The sequence below is a fragment of the Gemmatimonas sp. genome, assembly GCF_036405635.1.
In the GTDB taxonomy this organism is placed as follows: domain Bacteria; phylum Gemmatimonadota; class Gemmatimonadetes; order Gemmatimonadales; family Gemmatimonadaceae; genus Gemmatimonas.
The window spans coordinates 1-2464 of record NZ_DASWXE010000215.1; the positions used below are offsets into that span (position 1 = coordinate 1).

General features: G+C 64.7%; 3 protein-coding genes. 2 read left to right on the forward strand and 1 reads right to left on the reverse strand.

Going from position 1 to position 2464, the window contains the following annotated elements; all coding sequences use genetic code 11:
* Positions 1–126 precede the first annotated feature (126 nt).
* Positions 127–864, reverse strand: coding sequence for a TerC family protein (locus tag VGE27_RS17040; RefSeq protein ID WP_331050878.1), 738 nt, complete (start codon positions 862–864; stop codon positions 127–129).
* A gap of 88 nt (positions 865–952) precedes the next feature.
* Here VGE27_RS17040 and queC point away from each other — a divergent pair, with 88 nt between their 5' ends.
* Together queC and queE are read left to right on the forward strand one after the other, a co-directional pair.
* Positions 953–1669, forward strand: a complete 717-nt coding sequence (queC, locus tag VGE27_RS17045) for a 7-cyano-7-deazaguanine synthase QueC (RefSeq protein WP_331050879.1) — start codon at positions 953–955, stop codon at positions 1667–1669.
* 6 nt (positions 1670–1675) lie between these two features.
* Positions 1676–2314: a 7-carboxy-7-deazaguanine synthase gene (queE, locus tag VGE27_RS17050; protein WP_331050880.1), complete on the forward strand. Its 639-nt coding sequence runs from the start codon at positions 1676–1678 to the stop codon at positions 2312–2314.
* Positions 2315–2464 lie beyond the last annotated feature (150 nt).

A 2464-nucleotide genomic window follows, 5' to 3' on the forward strand; every position in this document is an offset into this window, starting at 1 on the left:
AGCGGACCAGCCCCGTCGCCTCGGACAAGCTCTTTCACCGCAACACGTTGTGATCAATCTATCCAAGAACACCATCGCATGTGTCCTACTGAGAGGACAGCCGGACGGAGCCACGTGGGTCAGTGGCTACGCGCCCGGCACCGAGGGCGGCTTCTCCCGACCGCGTGCGCGGATGTTCAGCATCTCCACGATCACCGAAAACGCCATCGCAGCGTAGGTGTAACCCTTGGAGATGTGCTGCCCCAACCCTTCGGCCACCAGGTTGGTGCCGATCAGCACGAGGAACGCGAGCGCCAGCATCTTGATCGTCGGGTGCCGGTCGACAAACGCACTGATGGTGCCGGCCGCAGCGAGCATCACGATCAGGGCGATGACATTGGCGCCGATCATGATCGACACCTCGTCGGCCATGCCCACCGCGGTGATGACCGAATCGAGTGAGAAGACGATGTCGATGACCATGATCTGCGCGACGGTCACCCAGAGCGTCTTCGCCGGCCGTGCATGCTGCTCGAGTTCCTCGTCGGGCCCTTCCAGCTTGGCATGGATCTCGTGGGTGGCCTTGCCGATCAGGAACAGGCCGCCGATGAGCAGAATGAGATCGCGCCCCGAAAACGAATGCCCGAACGCTGTGAACAGCGGGGCCGTCAGCTGCATCACCCACGTGATGGACAGCAGCAGCAGGACGCGGGACACAAAGGCGCCGGCGAGACCAAGCGAGCGCGCCTTCGGCTGTTGATCCCGCGGCAGCTTGCCCGCCAGGATCGAGATGAAAATGATGTTGTCGATGCCGAGGACGACCTCGAGCAACGTCAATGTGAGCAGGGAGATCCACGCCTGCGGGTCGGAGAGCCACGAGAGCATGCAGGAAGTCTGCCTCGCGTTCCGGAACGCGCCAAGTGACCGCCGCGCAATCACCCACGGCGTTTCGGATCCGCTACTTTTCGGGGCTATGACTTTGGTCCCTGCATCCCCCGCTTCCGAACGCCCGGCCGTCGTGCTGCTCTCGGGCGGCCTCGACTCGGCCACGGCCCTCGCCGTCGCCCGCCGCGATGGCTACACCCCGTACGCGATGACCTTTCGCTACGGACAGCGCCACATGGTGGAAATCGACGCTGCGCGGCGCGTCGCCGCCGCACAGCAGGTGGCCCGCCATGTGGTAGTGGACATCGACCTCCGGCAGTGGGGTGGATCGGCCCTCACCAGTGACGCGGAAGTGCCCAAGGACCGCGACGTGGATCAGGTGACGGACGAGATTCCGGTCACCTACGTGCCAGCCCGCAACACGATCTTTCTGTCGTTTGCCTTGGCCTGGGCGGAGACGTTGGGCGCCGATGCGATTTTCATTGGCGTGAACGCGCTGGACTACTCCGGCTATCCGGATTGTCGTCCCGAATACGTGGCGGCTTTTGAGACCATGGCCAATCTGGCCACGCGGGCCGGTGTGGAAGGCACGCAGCGACTCACCATTCATGCGCCGCTGCAGCACCTCACCAAGGCGCAGATCGTGGCGCTCGGTAAAGAGCTGGATGTGGACTACAGCCTCACCACCAGCTGCTATGACCCGGCGCCGGACGGCACCGCCTGCGGTCACTGCGACGCCTGTCAGCTGCGCCTGCGCGGTTTTGCAGAAGCGGGCAGCGATGACCCCATCGCCTACGCGGACTGAATACACGTGGCGTACACGGTAAAGGAGTGCTTCTACACACTGCAGGGCGAAGGGCTGAATGCCGGCCGGGCCGCGGTGTTCTGCCGCTTTTCCGGCTGCAACCTGTGGACGGGGCGTGAGGCCGACCGGCACAAGGCGACCTGCACGTTCTGTGACACCGATTTTGTCGGCGTGGGGCCGGACGGTGGCAAGTTTGCCACGGCCGCGGACCTCGCGGCATTTGTGAAGAGCCGCTGGCCAGCCGACGCGCCCGCGCAGGTGCGACCGTTCGTCGTGTGCACCGGGGGTGAGCCCCTGTTGCAGCTCGACGAGGCAGCCATCGACGCCCTGCATGCCGCCGGCTTCGAGATCGCGGTGGAGACCAATGGCACACAGCCCGCCCCCGCGGGGCTGGACTGGATCTGTGTGAGTCCCAAGGCCGACGCCCCCGTGGTGCTGACGCGTGGCGATGAGCTCAAGCTGGTCTTTCCACAGGAGCAAGCGCGCCCGGAGCGCTTTGAGTCGCTCGCGTTCACGCACTTTCTGTTGCAGCCGATGGACGGCCCGAATGCCTCCGACAACACACGCGCGGCGCTCGCCTACTGTCTCGCGCACCCGCAATGGCGCCTGTCGGTGCAGACACACAAGGTGATCGGCATTCGCTGACGCATCGCTGCAGCACGATCACACACCGCATCACCGCTGTTCAACGCCGGTCACTCCCAGGGGTGACCGGCGTTGTCGTTTCCGGCTATCGCGTGGGCAACCGGCTGTTATCGGGGCGTCAGCATTGACTCGCATCTTCCGGCTTCATCC

Bases quoted from the DNA above. Each gene is read 5' to 3' on its own strand.
- VGE27_RS17040 (WP_331050878.1), bottom strand. From the start codon at position 864: ATGCTCTCGTGGCTCTCCGACCCGCAGGCGTGGATCTCCCTGCTCACA.
- queC (WP_331050879.1), top strand. From the start codon at position 953: ATGACTTTGGTCCCTGCATCCCCCGCTTCCGAACGCCCGGCCGTCGTG.